The sequence below is a fragment of the Microbacterium umsixpiens genome (assembly GCF_053543675.1).
Window position 1 is genome coordinate 1 of the sequence record NZ_JBLVOH010000162.1, and the last position, 2,721, is coordinate 2,721.

Sequence of the window (2,721 nt, forward strand, 5' to 3'; positions counted from 1 at the left end):
GCCGGCTGCGCCGACCCCGAGAAGTTCGGGTGCCTCGTCCGGGTCGAGCAGAGGAAGGATCCCCGCGACGGCGTCCTCGACGCCGTTCGGCGTCGCGAGCCCCGGGGAGCCGATGCCCGAGCGTACGACGCGCTGCTCGGCGTCGACCATGACGCGGCAACGGGTCTTGCCGAGGTCGACCGCTACGGCCGTCGGGGCGCTGCTCATCTTTCTCCTCGCTGTGACGTTCACAACAGTTCGGAAAGAGTCTACATCGGATCTAGACTTACTGAAAAGAATTTACCCAACGTTGCGCAGGGGCCCACGACATACTGAGAATCCCACATCTCTGGAGGAAGCGGATGAGCATTCAGTCGACGATCGAGGCAGCGGCCGCGACGCTGCCCCCGTCTCTCGCCCGCGTCGCCGCAGCGATTCGGGAGAATCCGTCGGTCGTCATCGACATGACCATCAACGAACTCGCCGAGGAGTGCCACACCTCCGTGGCCTCGGTCGTACGGTTCTGCCGCGCGATCGGGTTCAGCGGCTATGCGCCGCTGCGCATGGCGCTCGCGACCGAGCTGGGCAAGGAGGCGGCGCAGTTCTCGGCGCGGGGCGCATTCGGGTCCGAGATCTCCGACGAGGACACGCTCAGCGAAGCAGTGTCCAAACTCGCCTCTCTCGAACTGCTCGCGATAGAGGAGACGGTGGCCCGACTCGACTTCGACGTACTGGAGGCCGCGATCGACGCCGTGGACCGCGCCGACCGCATCCTGATCTTCGGCATCGGGGCGAGCCAGTTCGTCGCAGAAGACCTCGCACACAAGCTCCTTCGCGTGGGCAGGAATGCCCACGTCCCCTCCGATCCGCACGAAGCGATCGCCGCGACCGTCCTGCAGACCTCCCCCACGGTCGCCATCGGGTTCTCGCATGCGGGCTCCACCGCGGAGACGGTGCGCTTCCTGGAGACGGCGCGTGCCAACGGCGCGGCGACCATCGCAGTCACGTCGGCCAAGGACTCCCCCCTCGCCGGCGCCGCCGATCACGCATTGTTCACCGAGGTGCGCGAATCCACCTTCCGCGCCGGAGCGATGGTCAGCCGGATCGCGCAGCTGGCGCTCGTCGACTGCCTGTTCGTCGGCATCGCGAAGCGCCGTTTCGCCGAAACCGTCGACGCGCTGCGCCGGACCCGCGAGGCCACCCGCGCCCTCCGCGACTGAGCTCGCGCCGGCCTCCTCCCCCAGGTTCGACACCCACGGCGACCGGCGGCGGGATCGTCATATTTCCGTGATGTAAACGATCTACGTATCTCTCGACTTTCTTGAACATTGTTGCCATACTGGCCACACCCGAAGGCGAGAGGACGACGACGTTGACGTATGAGCACGGCACCACGATGGTGCGCCCCTTCCGACCCGGTGAGAGCGCTGCTCTTGCCGAGGCCTGGACCCGATCCGCCCCGCAGGACGGGATCACCCCCGCACGACTGCGCGATCTGGTCCTGCTCGATCGGAACTTCGATGCGGACGGCCTCCTCATCGCCGAGCGCGACGGCGCGATCGTCGGAGCGGCCTATGCCGTCCGCCGCCGCATCGCACACGACGCCGGCGATCTCCAGCCGGAGACCGGGTGGATCCCGTTCTTCTTCGTCGTCCCCGAGCAGCGCGGACACGGTCTCGGGCGCAGCCTGCTGACCCAGGCGATCGGCTGGCTCCGCTCGCACGGCGCGACCGAGGTCGTCTTCTCGGCGTACACGCCGAACTACGTGCTGCCCGGTCTCGATACCGCCCGCTACCCCGCCGCGTCGGCACTGCTCGAATCGCTGGGGTTCTCCCGCATCGAGCGTCCGAGCGCGATGGACCGTTCACTGATCGGCTATCAGATGCCCGACGACGTCCGCACTCGGATCGAAGCGCTGCGCGCCGACGGGTGGTATCTCGGAACGCCGAGCGACGACGACCTCGTGCCGTTGATCCGCATCGCCGGCGAAGCCTTCAATTCCGACTGGGCGCGTGCGATCCGCGAAGGCGTTCTCGGCGGGCTGCCGCTGGAACGCATCCTCATCGCCAAGAACCCTGAGGGCACGGTGCTCGGCTGGGCCATGCACGGCACCTACGAGTCCGTGATCGAGCGTTTCGGCCCGTTCGGCGTGCTCCCGGAGAGCCGCGGAACGGGACTCGGCAAGGCGCTTCTCCACCTGACCCTGGAGCGGATGACCGCGCTCGGCGCACACAGCGCCTGGTTCCTCTGGGCCGATGAGGGATCGACCGCATCGGCCCTGTACGCCAAGACCGGGTTCGCCGCGACCCGCACATTCGACATCCTGCGCGCAGAGATCGGAGAGAGCAATGTCTAACACCGTCATCGCGGTCGGCGGCCACATCGGCGACATGGAGCTGACGGCGGGCCCCACACTCGCCAAGGTCGTCCTCGAGGGCGGCCGCGCCATCATCGTCGACTGCACCTACGGCGAGCGCGGGCATCCGACGGTCGCACCGAGCGTCTACCGCGAGCAGAAACTCCACGAGGCCCGCTTCTTCGCCGAGACGATCGGCGCTGAGCTGATCACCCTCGACTACTCCGACGGGTTCCTCCCGGACGACGAGGCGGTCGCCGAGCAGATCGCCGAGATCATCCGTGCGACCAAGCCCGATGTCCTGATCACCCACTGGGTGCACTCCATGCACCGGGACCACGAGCGCGCGGCGCAGGCGGCCCTCCGCGGCGCCTTCCTCGCCTCGA

General features: G+C 67.8%; 4 protein-coding genes. 3 read left to right on the forward strand and 1 reads right to left on the reverse strand.

Annotated elements, in window-relative coordinates:
• Nucleotides 1-207 (reverse strand): hypothetical protein (locus ACNPM4_RS15745; protein WP_448986307.1); only part of this gene is annotated, 207 nt, incomplete at its 3' end.
• Between the two features lie 134 nt (nt 208-341).
• Here ACNPM4_RS15745 and ACNPM4_RS15750 point away from each other — a divergent pair.
• The 3 genes from ACNPM4_RS15750 to ACNPM4_RS15760 form a co-directional block, all read left to right on the forward strand.
• On the forward strand, nt 342-1,199 hold the full coding sequence (locus tag ACNPM4_RS15750) for a MurR/RpiR family transcriptional regulator (RefSeq protein ID WP_029263044.1): 858 nt from the start codon (nt 342-344) through the stop codon (nt 1,197-1,199).
• 152 nt (nt 1,200-1,351) lie between these two features.
• Nucleotides 1,352-2,335 (forward strand): GNAT family N-acetyltransferase, encoded by a 984-nt coding sequence (locus ACNPM4_RS15755; RefSeq protein WP_197021064.1) that lies wholly within the window; start codon nt 1,352-1,354, stop codon nt 2,333-2,335.
• Nucleotides 2,328-2,721: PIG-L deacetylase family protein (locus tag ACNPM4_RS15760; protein ID WP_448986308.1), on the forward strand; the 394-nt coding region annotated here is incomplete at its 3' end. The genes ACNPM4_RS15755 and ACNPM4_RS15760, both read left to right, overlap by 8 nt.

What these genes read in the sequence shown, in the direction of transcription:
- ACNPM4_RS15750 (WP_029263044.1), top strand. Translation starts at nt 342, where the DNA reads ATGAGCATTCAGTCGACGATCGAGGCAGCGGCCGCGACGCTGCCCCCG.